This is a genomic window from Rudanella lutea DSM 19387 (genome assembly GCF_000383955.1).
GTDB classification, from domain to species: Bacteria; Bacteroidota; Bacteroidia; order Cytophagales; family Spirosomataceae; genus Rudanella; species Rudanella lutea.
In genome coordinates this window covers 3,884,470-3,908,916 of sequence record NZ_KB913013.1, presented here as the reverse complement: position 1 = coordinate 3,908,916, position 24,447 = coordinate 3,884,470, and the positions used below count along the sequence as shown (strand labels likewise).

Annotated in this window: 22 protein-coding genes and 1 pseudogene; 7 read left to right on the top strand and 16 right to left on the bottom strand. The window is 56.4% G+C overall.

Annotated elements, in window-relative coordinates; all coding sequences use genetic code 11:
* Positions 1-70: 70 nt before the first annotated feature.
* On the bottom strand, positions 71-970 hold the full coding sequence (locus RUDLU_RS0116180) for a fructosamine kinase family protein (protein ID WP_019989453.1): 900 nt from the start codon (positions 968-970) through the stop codon (positions 71-73).
* Positions 971-1,094: 124 nt separating this feature from the next.
* Here RUDLU_RS0116180 and RUDLU_RS0116170 point away from each other — a divergent pair, with 124 nt between their 5' ends.
* The 3 genes from RUDLU_RS0116170 (at position 1,095) to RUDLU_RS0116160 (ending at position 4,164) form a co-directional block, all read left to right on the top strand.
* A complete protein-coding gene (locus RUDLU_RS0116170) occupies positions 1,095-2,309 on the top strand; it encodes an anhydro-N-acetylmuramic acid kinase (protein WP_019989451.1) in 1,215 nt (404 codons plus the stop codon).
* Positions 2,310-2,420: 111 nt separating this feature from the next.
* Positions 2,421-3,632 carry an L-2-hydroxyglutarate oxidase gene (lhgO, locus tag RUDLU_RS0116165; protein WP_019989450.1) on the top strand — a complete coding sequence of 404 codons (1,212 nt, stop codon included), beginning with the start codon at positions 2,421-2,423 and terminating at the stop codon, positions 3,630-3,632.
* 79 nt (positions 3,633-3,711) lie between these two features.
* Positions 3,712-4,164 (top strand): NUDIX hydrolase, encoded by a 453-nt coding sequence (locus RUDLU_RS0116160; RefSeq protein WP_019989449.1) that lies wholly within the window; start codon positions 3,712-3,714, stop codon positions 4,162-4,164.
* Between the two features lie 24 nt (positions 4,165-4,188).
* Here the strand turns inward: RUDLU_RS0116160 and RUDLU_RS0116155 are convergent, their stop codons facing one another.
* On the bottom strand, positions 4,189-5,574 hold the full coding sequence (locus tag RUDLU_RS0116155) for a high affinity choline transporter 1 (RefSeq protein WP_019989448.1): 1,386 nt from the start codon (positions 5,572-5,574) through the stop codon (positions 4,189-4,191).
* 149 nt (positions 5,575-5,723) lie between these two features.
* On the opposite strand from RUDLU_RS0116155, the gene RUDLU_RS0116150 reads away from it, so the two are divergent.
* A complete protein-coding gene (locus tag RUDLU_RS0116150) occupies positions 5,724-5,912 on the top strand; it encodes a hypothetical protein (RefSeq protein ID WP_019989447.1) in 189 nt (62 codons plus the stop codon).
* Positions 5,913-6,014: 102 nt separating this feature from the next.
* Here RUDLU_RS0116150 and nadB read toward each other — a convergent pair whose 3' ends face one another.
* From nadB to nadC, 7 genes and pseudogenes are all read right to left on the bottom strand, one after another.
* Positions 6,015-7,592: an L-aspartate oxidase gene (nadB, locus tag RUDLU_RS0116145; RefSeq protein ID WP_019989446.1), complete on the bottom strand. Its 1,578-nt coding sequence runs from the start codon at positions 7,590-7,592 to the stop codon at positions 6,015-6,017.
* 3 nt (positions 7,593-7,595) lie between these two features.
* On the bottom strand, positions 7,596-7,925 hold the full coding sequence (locus RUDLU_RS0116140) for a type II toxin-antitoxin system RelE/ParE family toxin (RefSeq protein WP_019989445.1): 330 nt from the start codon (positions 7,923-7,925) through the stop codon (positions 7,596-7,598).
* Positions 7,915-8,139: a DUF2683 family protein gene (locus tag RUDLU_RS0116135; protein ID WP_044129512.1), complete on the bottom strand. Its 225-nt coding sequence runs from the start codon at positions 8,137-8,139 to the stop codon at positions 7,915-7,917. Before RUDLU_RS0116135 ends, RUDLU_RS0116140 begins: the two co-directional genes overlap by 11 nt.
* 135 nt (positions 8,140-8,274) lie before the next feature.
* Positions 8,275-8,457, bottom strand: a pseudogene (locus RUDLU_RS30540) (type II toxin-antitoxin system RelE/ParE family toxin); the annotation flags it as partial.
* Between the two features lie 136 nt (positions 8,458-8,593).
* Positions 8,594-8,818, bottom strand: a complete 225-nt coding sequence (locus RUDLU_RS0116130) for a hypothetical protein (protein WP_019989443.1) — start codon at positions 8,816-8,818, stop codon at positions 8,594-8,596.
* 11 nt (positions 8,819-8,829) lie between these two features.
* Entirely contained in the window at positions 8,830-9,825 is a 996-nt protein-coding gene (nadA, locus tag RUDLU_RS0116125; RefSeq protein WP_019989442.1) for a quinolinate synthase NadA, read from the bottom strand.
* Positions 9,826-9,953: 128 nt separating this feature from the next.
* Positions 9,954-10,802 carry a carboxylating nicotinate-nucleotide diphosphorylase gene (nadC, locus tag RUDLU_RS0116120; RefSeq protein WP_019989441.1) on the bottom strand — a complete coding sequence of 283 codons (849 nt, stop codon included), beginning with the start codon at positions 10,800-10,802 and terminating at the stop codon, positions 9,954-9,956.
* Positions 10,803-10,966: 164 nt separating this feature from the next.
* Between nadC and RUDLU_RS0116115 the strand changes: the two genes are divergently transcribed.
* Positions 10,967-12,025, top strand: a complete 1,059-nt coding sequence (locus tag RUDLU_RS0116115) for a Gfo/Idh/MocA family protein (RefSeq protein ID WP_019989440.1) — start codon at positions 10,967-10,969, stop codon at positions 12,023-12,025.
* 17 nt (positions 12,026-12,042) lie between these two features.
* Here RUDLU_RS0116115 and nfi read toward each other — a convergent pair whose 3' ends face one another.
* Positions 12,043-12,729, bottom strand: a complete 687-nt coding sequence (gene nfi / locus RUDLU_RS0116110; protein WP_019989439.1) for a deoxyribonuclease V — start codon at positions 12,727-12,729, stop codon at positions 12,043-12,045.
* Positions 12,726-13,235: a hypothetical protein gene (locus RUDLU_RS27585; RefSeq protein WP_019989438.1), complete on the bottom strand. Its 510-nt coding sequence runs from the start codon at positions 13,233-13,235 to the stop codon at positions 12,726-12,728. The genes nfi and RUDLU_RS27585 overlap by 4 nt, the downstream gene beginning before the upstream one ends.
* A gap of 183 nt (positions 13,236-13,418) precedes the next feature.
* Between RUDLU_RS27585 and RUDLU_RS0116100 the strand changes: the two genes are divergently transcribed.
* Together RUDLU_RS0116100 and RUDLU_RS0116095 are read left to right on the top strand one after the other, a co-directional pair.
* The gene (locus tag RUDLU_RS0116100) at positions 13,419-14,357 is read left to right on the top strand and encodes a sugar phosphate isomerase/epimerase family protein (protein ID WP_027303124.1); all 939 of its coding nucleotides are present in this window, start codon (positions 13,419-13,421) and stop codon (positions 14,355-14,357) included.
* Between the two features lie 49 nt (positions 14,358-14,406).
* Entirely contained in the window at positions 14,407-15,672 is a 1,266-nt protein-coding gene (locus RUDLU_RS0116095; RefSeq protein WP_027303123.1) for an MFS transporter, read from the top strand.
* A gap of 105 nt (positions 15,673-15,777) precedes the next feature.
* Here the strand turns inward: RUDLU_RS0116095 and RUDLU_RS0116090 are convergent, their stop codons facing one another.
* From RUDLU_RS0116090 to RUDLU_RS0116070, 5 genes are all read right to left on the bottom strand, one after another.
* Positions 15,778-17,385 carry an FAD-dependent oxidoreductase gene (locus RUDLU_RS0116090; RefSeq protein WP_044129511.1) on the bottom strand — a complete coding sequence of 536 codons (1,608 nt, stop codon included), beginning with the start codon at positions 17,383-17,385 and terminating at the stop codon, positions 15,778-15,780.
* Between the two features lie 350 nt (positions 17,386-17,735).
* Positions 17,736-19,169 carry a RagB/SusD family nutrient uptake outer membrane protein gene (locus RUDLU_RS0116085; RefSeq protein ID WP_019989433.1) on the bottom strand — a complete coding sequence of 478 codons (1,434 nt, stop codon included), beginning with the start codon at positions 19,167-19,169 and terminating at the stop codon, positions 17,736-17,738.
* 36 nt (positions 19,170-19,205) lie between these two features.
* Positions 19,206-22,574, bottom strand: a complete 3,369-nt coding sequence (locus RUDLU_RS0116080; RefSeq protein ID WP_019989432.1) for a TonB-dependent receptor — start codon at positions 22,572-22,574, stop codon at positions 19,206-19,208.
* Between the two features lie 66 nt (positions 22,575-22,640).
* The gene (locus tag RUDLU_RS0116075; RefSeq protein ID WP_019989431.1) at positions 22,641-23,759 is read right to left on the bottom strand and encodes a FecR family protein; all 1,119 of its coding nucleotides are present in this window, start codon (positions 23,757-23,759) and stop codon (positions 22,641-22,643) included.
* On the bottom strand, positions 23,756-24,397 hold the full coding sequence (locus RUDLU_RS0116070) for an RNA polymerase sigma factor (RefSeq protein WP_019989430.1): 642 nt from the start codon (positions 24,395-24,397) through the stop codon (positions 23,756-23,758). Before RUDLU_RS0116070 ends, RUDLU_RS0116075 begins: the two co-directional genes overlap by 4 nt.
* Positions 24,398-24,447 lie beyond the last annotated feature (50 nt).

Sequence of the window (24,447 nt, the reverse complement as noted above, 5' to 3'; positions counted from 1 at the left end):
TAGGCGCAAAGATGTCAAAAGATGGGTTAATTCCGTGTTGCCATCCCCCCCCAACCCGCTTCGGCAATCTTCACGCCAGATTACGCAACACCCGCTCGATACCGCTCAGGTAACCCGACCCAAACAAATTCAGGTGTACCAGCAGCGGGTAGAGGTTGTAAATCGGCACCCGCTCGTCGAAACCGTCGCATAGCGGAAAAGCCTCGTGGTAGGCGTCATAGAACCGGCTTTCGAACCCGCCAAACAAACGCGTGAAGGCCAGTTCGGCTTCGCGGAAACCATAATACACGGCCGGATCGATGAGGGCGGGCGAACCGGCCTCGGTAACCAGTACATTGCCCGACCACAAATCGCCGTGCAGCAGGGCCGGGCGTTCGTTGGGCAGCAGGTCGGGGAGCCGATCGCGGAGCCGCAACAGCTTATCATACAATGTCTTGTCCAGCACACCCCGATACAACGCCATGCCAGCCTGCGGGAGCAATCGCTGATCGAAAAAAAACTCGAATCCGTTGGAGGTAGGCGTATTGGCCTGCGGCAGGCTACCGATATAATTGTCGAACGACAGCCCAAAACGAGCCTGCGTATGGCTGTGCATCAGCGCCAGCGAGTGGCCCAGCTCATCCCAGTACGGCGGTTCGGGGTGACCCGTGTCGAGGTATTCGAGTATCAGGTAAGCTTTGCCCTGTTGCTCGCCGTAGCCCACCACGGCCGGAATCCGAAACGTCTCGGTATGGCGGAGAATTTCGAGGCCGCGGGCTTCGGCTTCAAACAGATCGTGCCGACCGTCGACGTGTTGGCTCAGCTCATTCCACTTCACAAAGAAGACCCCTTCGGACGTGAAAACCTGCGCGGCCGTGTTGATGTCGCCCCCCGACAGAAACTGCGTTTCGATGACCTGTACCTCCTGCCCAAGCGCCAGAAATAAAATTGTTTCGAAAAAGGCGAACTGCTCATCCCCCCAAAAGGTCATGCCGATGTGGTTTGGGGTTTCAGATCGGGCTTCACGGGGCCAACGCCCTACCTGAATCGGCACCGCTCCGGGGCAACGCCGAAATAGCCCGTCTGAAACGGTTTAGTATCGTATTTTTGCGCTGATGAACCAGCAGATTCAGCAATTATACCAAATTGCCCAGAAACCCGAACGTCGGATTGTCGGCCTTATGTCGGGCACCTCGCTCGACGGGCTCGATGTGGCCCTGTGCCGCATTGCGGGTAGCGGCCCCGGTACGCAGGTGGTGATTGAGCACTTTACCACCATTCCGTATGCCGACGACCTGAAAGCACGGATTCGGGCGGTATTCGCTAAAAGACAAATCGATTTCGAGCATCTTTGTTTGTTAAATCCATACCTCGGGCGGCTGCATGGCCAACTGGTGCGCGATTGCCTGCGTACCTGGGGGGTGGCCCCCACCGAGGTCGATCTGGTAGCCAGTCACGGGCAAACCGTGTTTCACGCCCCCAAAACCCAGCACGGCCTCCCCGATTACCCCAACGCAACGCTGCAGATTGGCGATGGCGACCACGTAGCGGCCGAAACGGGTATTATCACGCTGAGCGATTTCCGGCAAAAGCACGTAGCCCATGGGGGCGAAGGGGCTCCGCTGGCCGTGTATGGCGACTATTTTGTCTTCTCTCAGTCAGGCGAAAACCGGCTATTGCTCAACATGGGCGGCATTGCCAACTTTACGTACCTCCCGGCCAATGCCGACCCCAACGTGGTATTTACGACCGATACCGGCCCCGGCAACACCTTACTGGATGCCTACGCCCGGCAGTTTCTGAACCAGCCGTACGATGCCGATGGTCAGTTGGCCGCCCAGGGAGAGGTGAACCAGGCACTGCTCGACACACTGAAGCAGGATTCATTTTTCATGGCTCCATTTCCCAAAACGACTGGCCCAGAGGTGTTCAACCGGGCCTATGTTGAACAGGCGCAGCAGGCCAGCCAGACAACCGGCTTGTCGGCCGCCGACCTGATGGCTACGCTCACCCGGTTCAGTGCCGAAACCATTGCGGAAGCTATCGTTCGTGTGCTGCAACCGGGGCAAACCTACGCCGTGTACATGAGTGGGGGTGGTATGCACAACCCGGTTCTGACAGCTCATCTGCGTCAACTTCTGCCCCAATCCTGTACATTTGGGCAGACAGACGCGCTCGGTATTGCGGGCGATGCCAAAGAAGCTATGTTGTTTGCCGTACTGGCCAACGAAGCCGTGGCGGGTGGTCATACCCACTTTAGCGACCGCGCAGGCAACCCGCGTTCCGGCATTCCGGGCGTGACTATGGGAAAAGTGTCGTTTCCAACTTAAAAAGTTTTCAGTTTAGTGTTTTCAGTTTAGAGTTAGCTGACGCAAGAACAACTTTCTCAGCCAGCAACCGTGAACTGAAAACCGAAAACCGAAAACTCTAAACTGAAAAAGGTGCAAGACGTACTCATCATCGGTGGCGGCATTGTGGGCTTAGCCACCGCTCTACGAATCAAACAACAGCGGCCCCACCTGAGCGTGACGGTACTGGAGAAAGAAAACCGAGTGGCCGCTCACCAGACGGGTCATAACTCAGGCGTAATCCATTCGGGCCTGTACTACAAACCGGGTAGCCTGAAAGCCACCAACTGCATTCGGGGGTACGATATGCTCCTGAAGTTTTGCCGGGAAGAAGGCGTTCCGTTCGACCTCTGCGGCAAAATTGTGGTGGCTACCAAGCCCGAAGAACTCCCCCAGCTCGAAACGCTGTACCAACGCGGTTTGCAAAACGGCCTGAGCCAGATCACGAAAATATCGACCGCCGAGATGCGCGAAATTGAGCCGCATGTCAACGGCGTGGCTGGTATTCGGGTGCCGTATACGGGCATTATCGACTACACAGCCGTGTGCGAAAAATACGCTGAGAAACTCCGGGCCCTGGGGGGCGAAATTCGGCTGGATGAGCGCGTAGAGCAAATTACCCCGGATCGCCGGACCGCCGGCACCTCACTCACCGTGGTGGTCACGAGCCGGGGCACGTACGAAGCGAAGCTCGTGGTCAACTGCGCGGGTCTCTACTCCGACAAAGTAGCACAGATGACCCAGCGCGCGCCCATTGATTTGCGGATTGTGCCGTTTCGGGGTGAGTATTTCAAGCTGAAACCGCACCGGCAGCACTTAGTGAAACACCTAATTTACCCCGTTCCTGACCCTAACTTCCCGTTTCTGGGTGTGCACTTCACGCGCATGATTGGCGGGGGTGTAGAGGCCGGCCCCAACGCGGTGCTGGCGTTCCGGCGCGAGGGCTATCACAAAACCGATGTGAACCTGACCGAGTTGTTCGAGACACTCAGTTGGCCGGGCTTCCAGAAGGTAGCCGCCAAATACTGGCAAACGGGCCTGGGCGAAATGTACCGCTCGTTTTCAAAGTCGGCCTTTACGAAAGCCTTGCAGGAGCTGATTCCGGAAATTCGGGAGGAAGACCTCGAAGACGGAGGGGCGGGCGTACGCGCCCAAGCCTGCGACCGCACCGGGGGCCTGCTCGACGACTTTGCCATTCTGGAAACCGACCGGGCCATCAACGTCTGCAATGCGCCCTCGCCGGCAGCCACCTCATCGCTGTCGATCGGGCAAACGGTGTCGGAAAAGGTGCTGGCACGGTTTTGAACCTTGTTTAGTCGTTTGTTTGGCTGTTCGTTTGAAATTGACACCAGAACAGCCAAACAAACAAGCAAACACCTTACTAATGAAAGTACGACCCTCGGCCCTGATTTGGCGCCACCGTGACACACAACCCGAAGTATTATTGATGCACTACCGCTACGGCGAGGCCGATGTGCTGGCTTTGCCCGGCGGCAACCCCGACCGGGGCGAAACCCTCCCGCAGACCGTAGCCCGCGAGGTACAGGAAGAACTGGGGATAACCGTGAGCGTCGGCGAGATGGTTATGGCAGGCGAGATGCTACTCATGGAACGGGCCGACGATGTACTCCATATCGTATTTGCCACCCGCGACGTGCAGGGCGAGCCTCTGCTGAACCCCGCCGAAACGTCGGCGCTGGCCATCCGATGGGTAGCCGTTTCGGACCTGCACACCCTGAACCTATATCCCAATGTAGGCGACGCCATTCAACGCTGGTTCGCGTCGGAGAGTGAGCTGGGGTATATCGGGCGCATCGAGCAACGGTATTTTGGGTGAACAACCCCATCACTCTTTCGCCTTTCAATCTTTAACCAGGCTCCCTACCACCATGGCGGTTATACTGGCCAGCAAGCCCCATATCATGGGCGGCAGGGTCTGGGTGTCGAGCAGGAGGCAAACAACCCACACCAGCAGCCCACCCGCCATGCTCGCCAGGCAACCCATGAGAGTGGCCCGGCGCCAGTAAATACCTGCCAACAAGGGGACAAACAACGACACTAAACTAAACGCAGACGACTCGCCGACCAGGTCAAAAATACTGACATCGCGGGCGAGGCTCATCCAGACGCAGCTTGCCGTTATTACAAACACCGCCAGCCGGATGGTGAGCAGCAGGGATTTGTCGCTCAGGTCGGGCTTTAAAAACTTCACCACGTTTTCGCCAAAAACAGCTGCCGGAGCCAGAATTGCTCCGCTGGATACACTCAAAATAGCCGACGTAACCGCCCCAAAAAACAAAATCTGAAGCGCCAGATTCCCGTGCCGCAATACCATGTTCGGAATCAGCAGCTGCCGGTCCTGATCGGTAGCCATCGGCAAATCGGGGTGCAGAAACTGCGCGGCCAGGCCAATAAACAGGGGAATCATGGCCACGGTAAGGTATAAACCCGATGCAATGAACGACGAGCGCACCGCCACCGACTCCGACTTGGCCGACATCACACGCTGAAATACATCCTGCTGCGGCATCGAGCCCAGGCCGATGGTTATCCAGGCCGCTACGTATTCGACCACGCCATGAAACGTCCATTCGGGAGCCAGCCGCCAGAAATCGGGTTGGTGAGCCGTGCGTTGGCTGATGGCCTCCCAGCCCCCCAACTCCTGCCAGAGTGGCACGGCCACAATCACCAACGCCACCACAATCACAGCATTGTGCAGAAAATCGGTCACCGAGATTGACCACATACCGCCCAGCAGCGTGTACACCATCACGATAGCCGCGCTAATAACCACACCATAGGCCTGATCGATACCCGTAACCACCTTCAAAACGATTCCGATGGCAATAAACTGCGCGGCTATCCAACTGAAGTACGACGGAATCACCAGCAGGGCCGACAATAACTCAGCCGACCGGCCAAACCGGATGCGGAAATAATCCGAAAACGTGGTCAGATTGAGCCGATACAGCGGGCGGGCTACCAGCAATCCGACCAGAAACAGGCAAAGCGCAGCCCCAAATGGCTCTTCGATAACGGCCGGGATTCCGCCCTCAACAAACTTGGCCGGAGCACCCATAATGGTTTCAGACCCGAACCAGGTGGCAAACGTAACCGAAGCCGCCAACGCCAGCGGCAACCGCCGACCGGCCAGCACAAAGTCCTGGGCCGAGTGCACGCGCCGGGCGGCCCAGGCCCCTACGGCTATGTTGAGGAGGAGGTACAGGGAGATGAAAAGGAGGAGCATAAGGACGAATATATACGGCTTTTGCTATTCTTCCAGTAGTGTTGAATGCATTAATAAGTAATGATAAATGGTAGAATAAGTAGGCTTTCTGGCAGGTTGCGCTTATTTTTACAGAAACCAAACTTGTACAATCAATCTACATCCTCTTTATGAATGCTAATGTTCGCACGAATCTGGCCTATGTAGTAGCTGCTCTGGCCGGTTTGGCCCTCCTTACCTATTGTTTTTTTTCGCAAGCCAAAAGCCAACACATTGATTCGCTTACCACAGCCGTGGGCGGAGGGATGATGGCGCTGGTAATTCATTACCGAAACAACCGCAAACAACGGCAACCCTGACCGGATGCCTTCTATCAAAATAACACTACCCCGATTGAAACTGAACCATGTCACATGGCTAAGCCTCAATCGGGGTAGTGCTGTTTTATACGCGCCTGAAGGCTAAAGGTCAATATTATAGTGCAGACCGGTGTTTTCGCGCCGGGCCATCGCCATCTTGATCACCAGATAGCTTACCTCAATCATGTTCCGAAGCTCACAAATCGGCACCGATACTTTCGACTGCCGGTAAAGTTCTTCGTGTTCCAGGTAAATCAGCTCAAGCCGGTCCATGGCCCGTTTCAGACGTCGGTTGGAGCGCACGATACCCACGTAGTTGGACATGATGGACTCCAGCTCGCGTTTCATCTCGGTTACCAGTACGAGTTCTTCGGGGTGGGTGGTGCCGGCATCGTTCCAGGCCGGAATGTTGTCGGGGATTTCGGCCCGCTCCAGATGCTCCAGCGTATCCAGATACGCCCGGTGGCCAAACACCACCGCTTCGAGCAGGGAGTTACTGGCCAGGCGGTTGGCGCCGTGCAGGCCCGTGCACGCGCACTCGCCCACCGCGTACAGGAACTGGATATTGGTGCGTCCGTGCTCATCGACCCGAACCCCTCCGCAGAGGTAATGCTGCGCCGGTACTACGGGTATGTAATCTTTCCGAATGTCGATGCCCAGCTTGTCGCGGCAATAGGCCGTGATGTTGGGGAAGTGCTCCACAAACCGCTCGTAATCGCAGTGGGTTACGTCGAGGTACATGTGTTGAGCACCGGCTTTTTTCATCTCAGAGTCGATGGCGCGGGCCACAATATCACGCGGAGCCAACGACAGCCGCGCATCGTAGTGCTCCATGAACGTCTCGCCTTTCAGGTTCCGCAAAATTCCTCCAAAGCCACGCACCGCTTCCGAAATAAGGAAGTTAGGTTTCTTGCCCGGCTCGTACAGCGCCGTGGGGTGGAACTGAATAAACTCCATGTCCTTGGCAATGGCTTTGGCCCGGTAGGCCATGGCAATGCCGTCGCCGGTGGCAATAGTGGGATTGGTGGTGTTCTGGTATATGTTGCCGATACCGCCCGTTGCCAGGAGGGTGGTGCGAGCCAGAAACTTCTCAACCTGCCCTGTTTGGGTGTTGAGCACATAGGCGCCGAAGCAGCGATTATCCGTATCGTACCGGTGAACGGTTTCGCCCAATGAGTGCCGGGTGATAAGTTCGACAGCATAGTAATGCGTGAAGATCTCGATTGACTTCATCGACTGGGCTTTTTCGAGCAAGGCCCGCTCGATTTCGGCACCGGTGATGTCTTTGAAATGCAGGATTCGATGGTCGGAGTGGCCCCCCTCGCGGGCAAGGTCGTAGTCGCCGTCGGCTTCTTTATCGAATCGGGTACCGTACTCGATCAGCTCCTGAATACGTCCGGGGGCTTCGCGCACCACAATCTCCACAATCTTGCGGTCGCTGAGGAAGTCCCCCGCGATCATGGTATCTTCGATGTGCTTCTCGAACGAGTCGTCCTCATCCCAAACGGCCGCAATACCGCCCTGCGCGTACTTGGTGTTGGTTTCGTCGGCCTGCACCTTGGTGATCACCGCAATCCGAACCGGCTGTTGCTGTTCCTCGAAGTGGATAGCGAGTTTGGTGGCGTAACTCAGCCCGGCAATGCCTGAGCCGATTACGAGAAAATCATATTGATGGGGCATTGATTAAAGGCCAGCGTTTCGGAGTCGCTGCTCCATTTTTTTGTCAGACATCGTTTCCAGATCGCTTTTGTCGTAGATGGCAATAATAAAGACTTGCCCGTTTATAATCTTGACACAGGTTATCACACGCGCTCCTCCACTTTTACCTCTTTGCTTTGCGGTGATAGCCAACCGTACTTTGAAACAGTCTTTGCCGAGTGGTTCCCCTTGCTGCGGTAACTCTTCTAAAGACGCTAACAGAGCAGCAAAGTCTGCCTTAAAAGAAGCGTATTTCTTCTTCAATTGCTTGATGTCTCGCAAAGCGTCATCGGTAACAATTACATCAAAGTTCATCTAACAACTCGCGAGCTGATTTTAGCTTAATCTTGCCATCCAGATGATCTTTGACCTGTCTCGCACCTCGCTCAAGCTTGTCTAAAAACTCCCGTTCTCGCTTTTGAGCTGGTGTTTCTTTCACTTGGGCAGCCTTGATCTTCATCACCTTCGCAAACTGCTTCACCAGCCGCATTTCGTCGGGTGTCTGAGGGTGCAAAATGATTGGTTGCATAACTTTCAGAATTTACAATTTCTTACTCAAATCAAGCATTCGCAGCACCGAGGCCTCGGCCTTCACGCGCACGCCCTATAAGAACAGTGATCTCGGGCCACTAAACACCAGCATCCCAGGTACCAAAACTTAGATTCACAGTCCAGCGTTTCGGAGTCGCTGCTCGAGTTCCTTATCTGAAATGGTTTCAGTGTCGCTTTTGTCATAGACAGCCAGCATAATCACCCGTTCTCCTACCACTTTAACACAGGTTATAGCTCTGCCCCCTCCACTTTTACCTTTGTTCTTGGAGCTAATACCAAAACGGACCTTGTAACAATCCTTTCCAAGTGCTTCGCCCTATTGTGGGTCTGTTTTAAGTGAATTAATGAGCGCGACTAAATCATTTTTAAAAGAACGGTATTTCTTTGTCAGCCGTTTAGCTTCTTTCTGAGCATCGTCGGAGATAACAACTTTAAAGTTCTTTGAGAAAATCATCGGCTGATTTCATTTCGACTTCTCCACGCAAGTAAGCATTCATCTCATCAACGCTCCGTTCAAGGCTGTCTAAGATCTCACGCTTTTTACGTTGCTTCGGTGTCTCTTCAACCAGTGAGGCTCTAATCTTCATTCGCTTCATCAGTTGTGTTACCAGCTGCAACTCTTCCTGATTGCGTGGTTGTACCAAGATAGTCTGCATAACTATTGAGATTACAAGTTCTTGCTCAACTCCAGCATTCGCAGCACCGAAGCCTCGGCCTTCACGCGTACGTCCTCGGGTACAATAATCTCGGGTTGCTCATACAACATGCAGTTGTAAAGCTTTTCGAGCGTGTTCATCTTCATGTACGGGCACTCCGAACAGGCACAGGTGTTATTAGCCGATGCCGGAGCCGGAATAATATTCTTATGCGGAGCCGCCTGCCGCATCTTGTGCAGGATGCCCGCTTCTGTTCCCACAATAAACGTCTGCTCAGGACTATCGACCACGTACTTGAGCAGGGCCGTCGTGGAGCCAATGTAATCGGCGTGCATCAGGATATGCTCCTGACACTCGGGGTGAGCCACAAACTTGGCGTCGGGGTGTTCGGCGCGGAGCTTCTGTAGTTTTTCGAGCGAGATGTCGATGTGGACAATGCAGGCCCCGTCCCACAGCACCATGTCGCGACCGGTTTTCTTGGAAATATACCGACCCAGGTTAGCGTCGGGCGCGAAGATGATCTTCTGGTCTTTGGGCAGACTTTCGACAATCTTCAACGCGTTGGACGAGGTCACAATGATGTCGGACAGGGCCTTGATTTCGGCCGAACAGTTGATGTACGACAACACAATGTGGTCGGGGTACTGTGCCTTGAAAGCCGCAAACTTGTCGGCCGGGGCCGAGTCGGCGAGGGAGCAGCCCGCGTTGAGGTCGGGGATCACCACTTTTTTCTCAGGCGAGAGCACTTTAGCCGTTTCACCCATGAAGTGAACGCCACAGAACACAATCATGTCGGCGGGTGTAGCGGCCGCCTGCTGGCTCAGGCCCAGGCTGTCGCCGATGTAATCGGCCAGGTCCTGAATACTGCCATCTACGTAATAGTGAGCCAGAATCACCGCGTTTTTCTCTTTTTTGAGTCGCTTGATTTCGGCTACCAGATCTATATTCTCGTCAACGGGTTTGTTTACATAACCCACGCGCTGAACTTCTTCGAGTAATGCTTCCACTTGATGGAGAGATTTTAGATGTTGGACTTTAGACGTTAGACTATGAGCCTGGTCTTGTGCATCATTGCTTATCGTTCATTGATACAACAAAAATCTAACGTCTAATGTCTAAAATCGAGTGTCTTGATTTAATACGCCTTCAAACTCAGATCCAGACTGCGCACATGGTGCGTCAGCGCCCCTGACGAGATAAAGTTAACGCCCGTTTCGGCGTAAGCGCGCAGATTCGCTTCCGTGATGCCGCCTGAGGCTTCGGTCGTAATCCGGTTGTCGATGAGCCGGACAAGGTCCCGGATTTCGTCGGGTTTGAAATTGTCGAGCAGCAGCACATCCACCCGGACATCGCCCGACTCGGTTAGTTTCAGCACCTCCTCTACTTCGGCACGGGTGCGCATTTCCACTTCGATCTCCAACTGCCGACCCGTACGTTTCAGGTATTGGTTAGCCTGCGTAATGGCCTGTGTCACGCCCCCGGCATAGTCGATATGATTGTCTTTGATCAGAATCATATCGTACAGCCCGAAGCGGTGATTTACGCCCCCGCCAATTTTTACGGCCATTTTCTCGCAGATACGGAAGTTGGGCGTTGTCTTGCGGGTGTCGAGCAATTGGGCGCGGGTGCCTTGAATCAGGTCCACCATCCGGCGCGTTTGGGTGGCAATACCGCTCATCCGTTGCATGCAATTGAGCACCAGCCGCTCGGCAGTAAGAATATTCCGGGCATTCCCCGAAACGGTCAGCACAATGTCGCCGGGCTTCATCGAAACGCCGTCTTCCATCAGTACTTCCACCTCGAAATTAGGGTCTACTTCTTCGAAAATGGCTAACGCTACGTCAACCCCCGCCAGAATGCCCGTGTCTTTTACAAGTAGCCGGGCGCGTCGTTGGGCATCGGCCGGAATAGTTGCCAGCGAAGTGTGATCGCCGTCGCCAACGTCTTCGGCCAGGGCCGTCTTGATAAATTCGTGTAAGGTCATGTTCTGTTGATCTGTAATTACCGATCCGCCATTCGGAAATGGCTACGCTCGGGCCTGACGCCAGAAACCACAAAATCTTGTGCCTCTCTAGCCGTGGAAGAGCAAATTTGTACAGATTAATTTAAAAACGGTAGGAGTGCCGCAATATCGTACTTTGTTGCGGTATGAACATCGCAATCATCGGGCCTGCTAAAGTGGCCCATTTACACGCCAAGGCCGCTCAGTCGGTCGGTAATCTGGTGGCCGTTTATGGCCGAAATAAGGAACGGGCCCAGGCTTTTGCCGATCAGTATGGCATTGCGGCTTATACCGACATTGCCGACATGATTACCCGCGAAAAGGTCGACGTTTGTATCGTTTGCACCCCTCACCCGGCCCACCGCGAAGTAACTATCCCGGCGCTCGAAGCGGGGGCGCATGTGCTGGTCGAAAAGCCCTTAGCCGCGTCGGTGGAAGACTGCGACGCCATGATTGAGGCCGCTCAAAAGGCCAACCGGTTTCTGGGCACGGTGAGCCAACGTCGGTTCTATGCCTCAAGCACGCGTGTGAAGCAGGCTATCCTTGACGGTAAAATTGGCAATCCGGCGCTGGGTGTGGCGCAACTGCTGGGTTGGCGGGGCGAGGCCTATTACGCCAGCGATCCCTGGCGCGGCAAGTGGGCCACCGAAGGCGGTGGCGTACTGGTGAACCAGGCCCCCCACCAGCTGGACTTGCTGCTCTGGTACATGGGCGAACCCGAATCGGTGTTTGGCGTGTGGGCGAATGTCAACCACCCGTACATTGAAGTCGAAGACACCGCTCTGGCCATTGTCCGCTTCAAAAATGGGGGCCTGGGCAACATCATGCTCAGTAATTCGCAAAAGCCGGGCCTATACGGAAAGGTGCATGTACACGGCAGCAGTGGGGCATCGGTAGGTGTACAAACCGATGGCGGATCTATGTTCGTGGCGGGCCAATCGACTATTCAGGAGCCACCTGCCAACGACCTTTGGACCGTGCCGGGTGAGGAACACCTGCTGGCAGAATGGGTCAAAGCCGATGCCGACCATTTTCACTCCGTCGACAACATGGTCTTTTTCTTTGCCGAGCAGCTCCGCGAGTTCTGCGAATCCGTTGGGCAGAACCGCACTCCGGCCGTCACGGGCGAAGATGGCCGCCGGGTAGTACAGTTGTTCCAGGCCATTTATGAATCGCAGCGGACGGGGGGCGTGGTAAACTTTTGAGGAGAGAGAGTACCGGGCTAGCCAGGTACTCTTTCTCCTCTGCGCAACGCATTCACCAGATTGTGCGCCCGGCGCGTAGGCTCAGGAATACGGTAGCCTCCGTCGCAGGCGAGGGTTAACTCAATAGCCGCAGGCAGGTCGATCCGGTGGCCGGGCGAAACGTACACCGGATTGACCCGATTTTTGGTGCGGAGCGCAGCCCCCACCACCTCACCATAATGCCGCATGGGCGACCAGTTGCCCCGTTCGGGAGCGGGCTCGTCGTACTTACCCACCAGCACCGACTTGCCACACCCAAACGAAGGCCGGTCGATAAACAGGCCAATGTGGGCCGCAATGCCAATCCGACGCGGGTGCGCCATGCCATGCCCGTCGAACATCACCGCGTCGGGGGCTTTCTGGAGCTTCTCCCAGGCTTCGAGCAGGGCTGGAGCCTCCCGAAACGACAGCAAACCCGGCACGTACGGAAACGTAGCGCGGCTGATGACGCCCACCTCTTCAAGCACCGACAAATCAGCCAGATTTAGCACCACAATCCCCGCATACACCGTTTCCTCAAACTTATTGAACGAAATATCGCAGCCCGCAATCGTCCGGACGGGTTGCGTCAGTGGCTCAATCCGAATCTGTTGGCGCATCTGTTGTTGCAGCGCAACGGCCTCGGTGGGGGTTACGTCCCAGGGGTGTAAGGGCGTGTAATTCATGAGTCGGGCGTTTCGGTGGGGGCGTCGGTTGGCTCACCGGTTTCATCGGAGGAAGCAACAGGGCGTTCAGCTAACCGAGTGTAAACGGCGGCCGTTACCAGTCCGCCCAGCAAATACCAGCCTACGGTCATCACCTGCGTGGCCGTAGTCCGGTTGGTGGGTGCTTTACCCAAACCCCAGGGGCCGGGTAGCACCAGGGCCCCCACGCCAGCCGCTAACCCAAGTGCCGCCCCCACCGGGTACGCATGTTCGGGGCGGGCCGTACCAATGAGGCTATAATAGGCCGTGTTGGAGAGCAGATCGGCCACCATCGCTGGGCCGTACAGGTCTTCTTCGTCGGCCGGTGGGGTTTTCCCAACGGCGCGCATGATTTTCTGCAACGAGCGTTCGCCCAGAATATCGGCTCGCGGGGCTTCGGGGACTACCCGCCGGATAGTCTCATGCCACAGGTTGAGGGCAGCCGCTCCGGCCAACCCACTAACCACTGATTTGAGGAAGGTATTCATACGGATATGGTTTGTCTGACGGGGCGGGCCGGTCGGCCAACCTACCCACAGATCACAACAGCCTAACCCCGAACCAGGTTTTACGGCCTTAAAATCTGCTTTTATGGGTCAACTCAAACCGGCAATGGGTAAAATCTGACCAAATCGCTCTATTGTAGGTTGTACATTACTTACGCACATACAATGTCTCTCCCATCCGTTTCGCGTCGTCAGGCATTAGCTACTTTTGGAGCGAGTGCCGGAGCCACCCTCCTACCCGCCCTCAGCACGCCCGCCGAGGCCGCCAAACCAGCCGCTTCATTTACTCCCTGCCTGAATATGAGCACCATTATGGGCCATAAACTGGGGTTTGCCAAAGAACTTGAAGTAGCGTCGAAAGCCGGGTTTCGGTCGGTAGAAATCTGGATGAACTCGTTGCAGGCGTTTCTGGATCAGGGCGGCACCTTAGCCGAAGCCCGCCAACGGTTAAACGACCTCGGCCTGAAAGCCGAAAACGCCATCGGGTTTGCGACCTGGATTGTCGACGATAACGCCCAACGGGCCAAAGCCCTCGATCAGCTCAAGCGCGAGATGGATCAGTTGGCCGCTGTAGGGTGCACCCGCACGGCTGCCCCCCCGATGGGCGCCACCACGCAGCCCGGTCTGGACCTGAAAAAAGCCGCCGAACGGTTCCGCACCATTCTTGAGCTCGGCGACCAAACCGGCGTACACCCGCAGCTTGAACTCTGGGGCTTTTCGAAAAACCTCAACCGCCTGAGCGACGTGCTGTACGTAGCCGCCGAAGCGGGCCACCCCTCGGCACGGGTATTGCTCGATGTATACCACCTGTACAAAGGCGGTTCGGCTATCGAAAGTCTGGCGCTGGTGGGAAAACCGGCCGTTGAGATTTTCCACATTAACGACTACCCCAACATTGCCCGCGAGACCATCGTCGATGCCGACCGGGTGTACCCCGGCGACGGTATTGCGCCCATCAAGCCGATTCTGACGGCCATCCGCAACCCCGACCGGCCCATTGTACTCTCGTTTGAGGTGTTTAATAAAGGGTACTATGCGCAAGACCCACTTGTAGTGGCCAAAACAGCCCTGCAAAAGATGAACGCCATTCTGAAAAGCCTTTGAGCCACGCGGAAACCGGTGCGTTTTGTATTATTACGTCAAAGAAACCAGTATGTCTATTCCTACAACGCAAGCCCCTCCCCGTTCTAACACGGCCTCATTATTTAGCCTGCCTGTTATTGTAGCCGCCCTTGGCTACTTCGTCGATATCTACGACCTGCTGCTGTTTGGCATTGTGCGGGTACCCAGTCTGAAAGAAATGGGTCTCAACGCCGAGCAAATCTCAACCGTAGGCACCAGCATTCTGAACTGGCAAATGGGCGGTTTGCTGCTGGGCGGAATCCTCTGGGGGGTTCTGGGCGATAAGCGCGGCCGCCTGTCGGTGTTGTTTGGCAGCATCATCACCTATTCGCTGGCTAACATTGCCTGTGGCTTTGTGGATCAGGTTACGTTTATGGACCCTTTCACCTATTACGCCCTCATGCGGTTCATAGCCGGCATTGGTTTGGCGGGTGAGCTGGGGGCCGGTATCACGCTGGTGAGTGAGGTGTTACCCAAAGAGTTACGCGCCATTGGCACCTCGCTGGTGGCGGGCATCGGCCTGTTTGGGGCAGTGGTAGCCTACTTCACCGTGCAGTGGTTTAGCTGGCAGATGGCCTTTTTTGTAGGGGGCGGCATGGGTATCGGCCTGTTACTGCTCCGCGTGGGGGTGGTGGAGTCGGGCATGTTTAAAAACGTGACCGAGCAGGAAGACGTGAAGCGGGGCGATTTCTTCTCGTTTTTCACCAACGCCGACCGCCTGACCCGCTACCTCAAGTGCATCGGTATTGGCCTGCCCACCTGGTTTGTGATTGGGATCCTGGCCACACTATCCAACGAGTTTGGGGTAGCGCTGGGCCTCGACGAAGAAATCAAGCCGGGCCTCGCTATCATGTGGACCTACGTAGGTCTGGCCACGGGCGACCTTATCAGCGGGGTACTGAGTCAATATCTGGAATCGCGCAAAAAAGCCGTGGCCCTGCTCATGGCCTTCACGCTGCTCATTACCATAATTTACCTGTACGGCGGGGTTAAATCGGGCACCACCTTCTACACCCTTTGTGGCCTTATGGGATTCGGCATTGGGTACTGGGCCATGTTTGTTACTATCGGGGCCGAGCAGTTTGGCACCAACCTCCGGGCTACAGCAGCCACTACGGTACCCAACATGGTGCGCGGGCTCGTAATTCCGATGACTACCTCGTACCAACTCCTCAAACCAAGCGTCGACGTGATTCAGGCCGGGGCCATTGTAGGCCTGGTAGCGTTCGCTATCGGCTTTTACTCCATTCTGACCGTTCCCGAAACCCACGGTAAAGACCTGGATTATTTAGAATAAAAGGAAAAAGGGAAAAAGGAGAAGGGACGAAAGGGAGAAAGGGGTTGTGCATCCGCTTTCTCCTTCCTCCCTTTTCTCCTTCCTCCCCCTCCCTTTCCTCCTTTCTTATAACTCCAACTTCTGCCCGTCTTTTACCAGTACAGCGCGGAGCTTTTCGTACGGAAGCCGCTGGGGTGACACCTTGTTGTCGATCGCCAGCACGGCGGCCGTTGCGGCCGACTGGCCCAGAATCATGAACACCGGCTCCATCCGAATTGAGCCGTAGGCAATGTGCGAAGCCGACACACAAACGGGCACCAGCAAATTGCTGCACTCATTTTCTTTCGGCAAAATAGAGCCATAAGCAATGGAATACGGTTTGTCGGGGTGAACACCAATATCGCCCTCATCCTGCACAAAGCCGTCGGCTTTTACGTACCGTTGCGCGTTGTGCGAGTCGAGCGCATACGATCCCATACCCACGGGATTTGGCACGCTCGTTTTACCGAGGGCATCGGCCTCTTTCATCACAAACACGCCAATCATCCGACGGGCTTCGCGAATGTAAAGCTGATGCGGCCACCCACCGTTATCGGTAAACTCGTCTTTAGGCAAACCCCACTGCTGCATCTGCGCGTGTACATCGGCCGGTACGCGCGGGTCATTTTGCAGAAAATACATCAGCCCTTTCTGGTACAGCTCGTGATCTTTGATGATTTCCCGACGGCGTTCGTAGCTGGCCTCGGGGTAGTCGTAGTTTTTGCCGATATAGTCAGTGCTGAACGGACCGTGGTTGTTGGTATCGGTTTTTCGGTTCGGAATGGGGTCGTATTTCTGGAATGTCTCGGTCCAGCCATTGGCATACACCCGCGCCAGCAGTTCGTACCGTTTGGGGTCGTAACCGGCCGGTTTGGCAAACGGGATACGGTTGTCGGGGTGGTTGCTCAGGCACATCCGAAAACAATACGCCTGAATTTTCTTGTCGCCTGATCCTTTCTCAGCAATCGGTTCGGCCGACACTTCGGGTAAAAGGCCACTTTTGGGGTCACCCGGTACCACGTACGGGCTCACATTCGTTTTGAAATGATGCCCGTGGTGAAACACGCCCGGCTGCACCCCGTTGAATTGCTCACCATACACACTATTGGCTTCCCGGCCCACGTGGTACTTCACCCCGGCAGCCGCCATCAGGTCACCCTCGTAGGTGGCGTCGATAAACATCTTGCCTTCGTACACGGTGCCGCCCAGCGTTCGGAACGACTGAATGGCCGCGCCCTTTTTCTGGACTCCTTTCGGGCTCCGGTCGAGCCATTCGTCGCGGTAGATCGTGATGTTGTTTTCGCGGACAAAGTCCTCAAAGACTTTCTCGGCCGCGTGGGGCTCAAAAATCCACATGGTACGGGCAGCCCCGTCGATAGCGGGTGTTCCCTGACCTTTATTGCCGTACTCGCTGCGCTTCTGCCATTTCCAGGCTTCGTCGGTCTGGTAGTGGTTGTACAGACGCCCGTAAAACTGGCGCGAAAGCCCACCAATCACCGATTTATCGCCCGTATCGGTAAAGCCCAACCCACCTGACGACAGGCCGCCGAGGTGTTTGTCGGGCGAAACGACAATGACCGATTTACCCATTTTTCGGACCTGCACAGCCGCCGTGATAGCGGCCGACGTGCCTCCGTACACAATGACATCAGCCCGCCGGACAGCGGCCGGTTTGGCCCCGGTCAGCAAGGCCATCCCTACAAGTAACAAGGCGAAGGTGCCGGATAAAACTCGAATGCTCATGAAGGTTCTGGTTAACTGTGAATAGCGGATTGCTCCACCCGTCTTTTACTAAAAGCAAACCCGGCTCCCGATTTAGGGTATTGGACGGCCGGTACTCCCGTTTTTGGTTTATCGTTTCGACAGGCAGCGAATCAACCGGTATGAACGATGTAGAATGGATAATGTACAATGAATAATGTAAATGGATGATGAACGATGGATAATGAACAATTGGCTTATTCGCTAACAATCAGCCGATCCACCATACATTATCCATTTCACATTGTTCATTATCCATTTAGTTCGGCTTGCGTACAAATCACTCAATACCCGTCGTTCTGCGTCAGTTGAGGATTGGCGTCGCGCTCGGTTTGCGGAATGGGGAACAGATAATGCCGCTCCTCTACTTTGATCGTCGGGTTTTGGGCTCGCATGGCCGAAATGAGCCGTTTGGTGCGGGCCAGATCGTACCAGCGATGCCCCTCAAACGCCAGCTCCAACCGGCGTTCCAGCAGCAGACTATCGCGAAACTGAGCCTGACTCAGGTTGGGCGTCAGGTTTGGAATACCCGCCCGGTTGCGCACCCGGTTGATGGCCGTATAAGCCTCGGCATCGTTAGGAGCCTGTTCGTTGCGGGCTTCGGCATACATCAGCAACAGATCCGCGTAGCGCAGAATTGGGAAGTTGTTGCCGCCTTCGCCGTTGGCCGTAGCCGTGGGGTCGAGGTACTTGGCTACGTATCCCGGAAACAGGACACTCGCCGGGGCAGCGGGCGTGCTGGTGGCGGAGTACAGTCGGATGGTCACGTTGCGCCGACGGTCGTCGGAGCGGTAAGCCCGGTACAGGTTTTCGGTGGCGGGGTCGTCGCCGAAACCGGCCACGCCATTCACCCGGTCGAAATTGGGCCGCATGTAGCCCTGCATCCAGCTTCCTTCGCCAAACCCACCGCCAATAGACTGAATCTCGAAAATCGACTCTTTACCGTTCTCGTTCGCAATCGAAAACACATCGGCGAAGTTGGCCCACAAGTCGTAGCCCGCACCCAGGTCCATCACCTCTTTGGCCTTGGCCGATGCTTTGGCCCACTCCTGCCGGGTCAGATATACCTTGGCCAGAAACGCCTTGGCGGCTCCTTTGGTAGCCCGGCCCCGGTCACCGGCCGTGTAACTGACGGGCAAAACGGTTTCGGCATCGGTAAAGTCTTGAACGATTTGTTTGTAGACTTCCTCGGCCGGTGCCCGTGACACATTCAGGTTATTGAGCGAGGTGGTTTCCTGCAACTGCAACGGCACACCCCCAAACAGCCGCACGAGCGTGAAGTAGTAAAACGCCCGCATAAACTTAGCCTCGGCAATGTACCGGTTTTTCAGGTCGTCGGGCATCGGGATAGCGGGCACCCGGCTAATCACGGTATTGGCCCGGTTGATGCCCCGGTACGTAGTCGACCAGATGGACTGAAACGTGGACGTTGCGGGCGTAAACGTGTACTTGTCCAGATCGTTTTTGGCCTGATTGGCGGTTGAGCGGCCGCCCCCCCACTCGGCATCGTCGGTGGCCTGATCCTGCAAAATCCACATCACCTGATTGTACAGGTCGGCCGAGTTGAGCGGGTCGTACACGGCGCTGACGGCCGCGCGGGCATCGTCGGCATTTTTGTAAAAATTCTCCGGGGTGAAGCTCGACTCCGGGGTTTGCTCGAGCACCTCGCAGCCCATCAGGCTACTCAGCACAAACAGAATGGCTATACTCTTTTTCATGTCGATCAGCGAAGACAGAAGGATGAATGTCGTTGGTTAAAAGCCCACGTTCAGGCCAAACAGGATGGTTTTGGCGGCCGGGTAGCTGCCGTAATCGAAGCCCTGACTGCGGCTATCCTGCCCGAATCGGTTTACCTCCGGGTCGTAGCCCGAATAGCGTGTCCAGGTGGCGTAGTTCTGGGCGGCTACGTAGGCACGCAGCCCCTGAATCCGAAGCTTGGTGAGCACGGCCGACGGGAAGTTATAAGCCAGCTGCACGTTTTTGAGCCGCAGGTACGAGCCATCTTCAATCTGCCGGGTCGAAATCCGGTTGGCCGGGCGCGTAGTCGACGCCCGCGGAATGTCCGTGTTCGTATTGGTGGGCGTCCAGCGGTTCAGCATATCCCGGTTCTGGTTGTTGGTTCCGTTGAGGTATTCCAGCTCGAAGCGGTTGGCGTTCAGGATTTGATTGCCGTACACGCCCTGCATAAACACCGTCAGCTCGAAGCCTTTGTAGCTGAACGTGTTATTCAAACCACCCAGCAGCTTGGGCTGTGCCCGGCCGATAATGGTTCGGTCGAGGTCGTCGATGCGCTTGTCGCCGTTCAGGTCGGCGTATTTCCGGTCGCCGGGTCGGCGGGCCTGCGGGTCAGCAAGGGCAGCCAGTTCGTCGGTGGTTTGGTAAAGGCCATCTGTCACGTAACCAAAAAACGACCCCAGCGGCTCACCCACCCGAATGATGCCCGAATTCACGTTTTGCGCAATATTGGCCACCTGACCGGCAAAAAGTTGCGGAGCCCCACCAATATCGAGCACCCGGTTGCGGTTGGCCGCCAGGTTCAGGTCGGTATTCCATTTGAACGCTTTATCGATGTTGCGCGACGACAGGCTGAACTCAACGCCCCGGTTCTCGACCCGGCCGAGGTTTTTGATCGCGCTCGTGTACCCCGATGTGCTCGGGATAGTCACGTTCAGGAGCAAATCACGGGTTCGTTTCAGGTACACATCGGCCGTGAAGGTGATCCGGTTATTGAGCAACCCCACATCAATACCGAGGTCGGCCTGCGTTGTCGACTCCCACGACAAATCGGGGTTGGCAATTTGCGCCGGACCAATGCCCGTAGCCACCACGCCCCCCAGTACGTAGTTCTGCGTACCCAGAAGCGAGTACGCCGGGAAGTTACCAATCCCGTCCTGATTACCCGTCATGCCGTACGTGGCCCGCAATTTCAGATCGGTCAGCACCGGTACATTTTTAAGGAAGTTTTCTTCCGAAACCCGCCAGGCCAATGCCGCCGACGGGAAGTAACCGTACCGCTTGTTGGCCCCGAAGCGCGACGAGCCATCGGCCCGGAACGAGGCCGTGAGCAGGTATTTGTCGCGGTAGCCGTAGTTGATACGTGCCAGGTACGATTGCAGCCCCCAGGCCCCAATCCCCGACGACGGCACGAGCGGCACCGAACCCGAACCGAGGTTGCCTGAGTTGAGGTTGTCGTTCACAAAGTTGCGCGCAGCCGCCGAGCTGTTTTCGGTACGGTTGGCCTGCTGGGTGTAGCCCACCAGCGCATTTACGTTGTGCACCGACCGAAACGTACGGGTGTAGGTGAGCAGGTTTTCGTTGAGCCACGTAACCGACTGCCCGTTGAAAATAGAAGCCGCTCCGCCCTGCGCCAGGCCGCTCGATACACTCCGGGGCAGGTACGAATCCTGTTTTTGCAGGATGGCATCTACGCCCAGCAACACCCGCAGGTTCAGCCCATCAATTATCTGATAATCAGCAAACACGTTACCAAACGTACGGTACGCCGTGTTGCGGTTTTTGCTTTCGCGAGCCAGGGCGGCCGGGTTATCGGCCGTGAAAGTCAGGGCCGGGTTGGTGACCAGATACGACCCATCGGGGTTGAACACTGGCAGAATTGGCGGGAATTGCAGGGCCGCAATCGTGACCAGACCAGCGCTGCCGAGGTCGCCGTCCGTCCGCGACTGATTGGTCACGGTCCGGTTGACAGTGAGGCTATTGCCCACCTTGATTTTGTTCGTCAGCTTCCGGTCGAGGTTCAGGCGGAGTGAGTACCGGTCGAAGTCGGAGTTGGTCACAATACCGTCCTGCTTGAAATACCCACCCGACAGCACGTACTGAGTTTTCTCGTCGCCCCCGCTCATCGACAGCTGATAGTTCTGAATGGGTGCCGACCGGAAAATTTCGCGTTGCCAGTCGGTACCCTGCCCAAACGCATCGACCTGGGCCGGGGTGTACACCGGGGCGCGACCTTCGTTGGTATTGGCATCGTTGACAAACTGAGCGTACTCGCGGGCATTGAGTACCGGGTAAAATTTACGTACCTCCTGCACGCCGTAGTAGCTTTCAAAATTGACCACCGACCGGCCCGCTTTACCGCGTTTGGTGGTGATAATAACCACACCATTGGCCCCACGCGAGCCGTAGATAGCCGTCGAAGAGGCATCTTTGAGCACCGTCATGGTTTCAATGTCGCTTGGGTTAAGCGTACTGAGCACGTTGAAGCTGGAACCACTGCCGGCACCATCGTTTTTAAACGGCACCCCGTCGATCACGTACAAAGGCTCGTTATCGCCCTGAATCGAGTTACCACCCCGAATCCTGATGGTAGTGGTACCGCCCGGCGACCCCGAGTTTTGGGTGATTTGCACGCCAGCCGCCCGGCCCTGCAACGCCTGATCGAGCGAGGTAACGGCTACCTTTTTGATTTCCTCCACGGGCACCGTCACTACGGCCCCGGTGAGGTCGCTTTTTCGCACCTGCCCGTAGCCTACCACCACCACCTCGTTGAGCGATTTTTCGTCGGCTTTCAGGCTCACGTTGACCACCGCGCGGCCACCCGTAGCCACCTCTTGCGACCCGTACCCCACAAACGAGAACACCAGCACCGCCGAGCGGTCGGGTACATTCAGGCGGTACTTGCCATCGGCGTTGGTGGTAGTGCCGCGTGTCGTCCCTTTCAGCACCACGCTTACGCCCGGCAGCCCCTGCCCGTTCTCGTCCGATACGGTGCCTGTGATGGTTTCTTCAAGGGCGTCAGCGGGAGCCAGCTCCGATGTTTTCCGTGGTCCCGCGTCGTCGTTTCCCGAGGGGGCGGTTCGGGTCAGGGCCACCTGATTGCCCGTCACCACGTAGCTCACGCGCATGGGCCGGAGCAGGCGTTCGAGCACGGTACCCAGCCGCTCATCAGTGGCAACGAGGGTCACACGCTGATCGGTGCGTACCACCTCACGGCTGTACACAAACTTGATGCGCGCCGTTTGTTCAATCGAGTTCAGCACCTGACGCACGGTGCTGTTTTCCTGATGAATCGAGATGCGCTGTTCGAGCAGTTCCTGGGCCCGGGCGGCCAGCACTGAATTCATCAGCAAGGCTGTGAGCAACAAGTGCAGAAACGAAACCTTCATACAAAAACGCAGGGTTTCCGGGGATAAAAATAGACGCATTGGGTTGGTGAAAAGAAGTGAAGACATTTACAAACAGCCCCGACCGCTGATGACAATCTGCGTATCGACGATCTGATACGTAGCCCCAATAGAGGCACAGATAAGCCCGAGCTGATCGTGCAGGGGCACGCCCGCCAGCGAGGCCGTGAGCGTACAGGGGCGCAGCAGGGCGGCATCGTACTGAATGGTGACGCCGTAATTTTTCTGGAGCCGCTCAAACACCACCGACACGGGCGTATCCTGAAAGTCAAAGGTTTCGGGCGGCACGTCGGGCCGAATCAGGGTTGGTTTCGGGACGAGTTCTTTCTGGTAGCTGATCCGTTCGGGGTCGTACACTACCTGCTGATTGGCCGTCAGAATCACGCCGGGCAACTGCCGACTCTGCTGCCGACGCGCACTCGTGAGGTCGCGCTGATCGTAAACCGACACTTTGCCGCTCAGCACGCTCACCGTGACGCGGGGGCCGTTGGCCGGCGCATGCACCCGAAAGCGCGTACCCAACACACGCGTCACCAACGACCCATTGCGCACCAGAAACGGCCGGGCGGGGTCGTACACAACGGCAAACATAGCGTCGCCGGTGAGCCACACTTCGCGGTGCGTTTGGCTAAATGCTTTCTGGTATCGGGCCTGACTATTCGGTTGCAGCAGTACCCGGCTCCCGTCGGGCAGAGTGAGCGATACGGGCTGCGAGGTGCCATTGGTTTGGCTCACCCACCCCGCCTGCCCTTTACCGGGCGATGAGGTCGCGATGGGGTCGTTTTCCAGAATATGCAGGGCCCGCTGCCACTGCCACCCACTCCAGACACCCAGCCCAACCAGAAGCACCGAAGCTGCCAATAGGGCCGGGTACCGCAGCACCCGCCGGTACAGGGGTTGCCCCAGTCCGGTAGCCTCGGCCCGGTCGGCCAGGCGCATAATCTGACTCACCTCGCGCTGCACCTGCGCATCCGACAGGGGGCGCGGCCGCCGGTGCAGGGTTTCGGCAATGTCTTTGGCGAACAGCAACTCCGACCGGCGGTGCGGGTGTTGCTCCATAAACGAGAGCCAGAACTGCCGGGCCTCGGGCTCATCGTGTTTGACCCAGGTCAGAAACAGGTCGTCCGTCAGAAAATCATGGACAGAATAGGTTTCGTAGGGCTTCATGACTGGCGTGAAAAGAGGGCGTTTATACACAGTCCAAGCAGAGGCAGCAACGAAGGCCACTCCTCGCGCAGGCGGGTAAGCCCCCGGTGCAGCAGATTAGCTACCGACTGTTTGTTGACGTTGAGTACATCGGCGATCTGATCGTTGGTGAGTTCGCCGTAAAATTTAAGGTGAATAGCTTCGCGTTGGCGGGCCGACAACCGACTCAGCAGGGCGTTCAGCCGGGAGGTCTGGTACGAGGCCAGTTCGGTCTGAATCAGTTGCTGCTCGGCCGTGGGATGATCGTCGTCGAGCTCCAGAAATGGCAGCTCGTCGTCAGTCAAGGGGGCTCCGCCCCGATTCAGTTCCCGGAATATTTTCCGCCGAAGCGACTTGTACAGGTAGGGCCGGATGTATTCGGTATCGACCACCTTGCGCCGGTACACCCACAGGTCGACAAACAGATCCTGGAGGCAGTCTTTGAGCAGGTCGGTATCCTGCGTAAACCGGTACCCGTAGAAGTAGAGATCCCGGTAAAAATAGCCGGTGAGCTGTTCGAAAGCCTCACGGCTCCCGGCCCGAAACTGCTGCCAGAGCCAGACTTCGGTTGCATGCAAAGCATACTGATTCTGGGAATTTCGGGCTTCCGGCGGAATCATACACAGCGTAGTTAAACAGGAGAAAACAAGAGGCTGGGCACACCGCCCCG

Excerpts from the sequence above, each read along its gene's own strand:
- RUDLU_RS0116180 (WP_019989453.1), bottom strand. The coding sequence starts at position 970 with ATGACCTTTTGGGGGGATGAGCAGTTCGCCTTTTTCGAAACAATTTTA.
- RUDLU_RS0116170 (WP_019989451.1), top strand. The coding sequence starts at position 1,095 with ATGAACCAGCAGATTCAGCAATTATACCAAATTGCCCAGAAACCCGAA.
- RUDLU_RS0116160 (WP_019989449.1), top strand. The coding sequence starts at position 3,712 with ATGAAAGTACGACCCTCGGCCCTGATTTGGCGCCACCGTGACACACAA.
- RUDLU_RS0116155 (WP_019989448.1), bottom strand. The coding sequence starts at position 5,574 with ATGCTCCTCCTTTTCATCTCCCTGTACCTCCTCCTCAACATAGCCGTA.
- RUDLU_RS0116150 (WP_019989447.1), top strand. The coding sequence starts at position 5,724 with ATGAATGCTAATGTTCGCACGAATCTGGCCTATGTAGTAGCTGCTCTG.
- nadB (WP_019989446.1), bottom strand. The coding sequence starts at position 7,592 with ATGCCCCATCAATATGATTTTCTCGTAATCGGCTCAGGCATTGCCGGG.
- RUDLU_RS0116140 (WP_019989445.1), bottom strand. The coding sequence starts at position 7,925 with ATGAACTTTGATGTAATTGTTACCGATGACGCTTTGCGAGACATCAAG.
- RUDLU_RS0116135 (WP_044129512.1), bottom strand. The coding sequence starts at position 8,139 with ATGCAACCAATCATTTTGCACCCTCAGACACCCGACGAAATGCGGCTG.
- RUDLU_RS0116130 (WP_019989443.1), bottom strand. The coding sequence starts at position 8,818 with ATGCAGACTATCTTGGTACAACCACGCAATCAGGAAGAGTTGCAGCTG.
- nadC (WP_019989441.1), bottom strand. The coding sequence starts at position 10,802 with ATGACCTTACACGAATTTATCAAGACGGCCCTGGCCGAAGACGTTGGC.
- RUDLU_RS0116115 (WP_019989440.1), top strand. The coding sequence starts at position 10,967 with ATGAACATCGCAATCATCGGGCCTGCTAAAGTGGCCCATTTACACGCC.
- nfi (WP_019989439.1), bottom strand. The coding sequence starts at position 12,729 with ATGAATTACACGCCCTTACACCCCTGGGACGTAACCCCCACCGAGGCC.
- RUDLU_RS27585 (WP_019989438.1), bottom strand. The coding sequence starts at position 13,235 with ATGAATACCTTCCTCAAATCAGTGGTTAGTGGGTTGGCCGGAGCGGCT.
- RUDLU_RS0116100 (WP_027303124.1), top strand. The coding sequence starts at position 13,419 with ATGTCTCTCCCATCCGTTTCGCGTCGTCAGGCATTAGCTACTTTTGGA.
- RUDLU_RS0116095 (WP_027303123.1), top strand. The coding sequence starts at position 14,407 with ATGTCTATTCCTACAACGCAAGCCCCTCCCCGTTCTAACACGGCCTCA.
- RUDLU_RS0116090 (WP_044129511.1), bottom strand. The coding sequence starts at position 17,385 with ATGGCCTTGCTGACCGGGGCCAAACCGGCCGCTGTCCGGCGGGCTGAT.
- RUDLU_RS0116085 (WP_019989433.1), bottom strand. The coding sequence starts at position 19,169 with ATGAAAAAGAGTATAGCCATTCTGTTTGTGCTGAGTAGCCTGATGGGC.
- RUDLU_RS0116080 (WP_019989432.1), bottom strand. The coding sequence starts at position 22,574 with ATGAAGGTTTCGTTTCTGCACTTGTTGCTCACAGCCTTGCTGATGAAT.
- RUDLU_RS0116075 (WP_019989431.1), bottom strand. The coding sequence starts at position 23,759 with ATGAAGCCCTACGAAACCTATTCTGTCCATGATTTTCTGACGGACGAC.
- RUDLU_RS0116070 (WP_019989430.1), bottom strand. The coding sequence starts at position 24,397 with ATGATTCCGCCGGAAGCCCGAAATTCCCAGAATCAGTATGCTTTGCAT.